Source organism: Paenibacillus sp. PsM32 (assembly GCF_030433815.1).
GTDB lineage: Bacteria > Bacillota > Bacilli > Paenibacillales > Paenibacillaceae > Saccharibacillus > Saccharibacillus kyungheensis.
Genome location: NZ_JARUWY010000082.1, coordinates 1 through 227, shown reverse-complemented (window position 1 = coordinate 227; position 227 = coordinate 1). Strand labels below are relative to the sequence as shown.

At 42.7% G+C, this 227-nt stretch carries 1 pseudogene; it reads left to right on the top strand.

Annotation, left to right across the window (positions count from 1 at the left end):
- Positions 1–227, top strand: a pseudogene (locus QCD85_RS23770) (endo-1,4-beta-xylanase); the annotation flags it as partial.

The window sequence follows — 227 nt, the reverse complement described above, 5'->3', positions numbered from 1 at the left end:
AACTACTGTACTCATCATTTTAGTCTCGACAGGATTACCGATCTACGTATCTGAACTGTATATGACCGGTGACGATGCCACTCAATTAGCACGTTATTAAGAAAAATTCCCTGTAATTTGGAATCACCCTTCTGTCAAAGGAGTGACACTTTGGGGATACATCGAAGGACAGACATGGGAGCATAATACGGTTTTACTGAATGCGAATGGTACAGAACGCCCTGCAC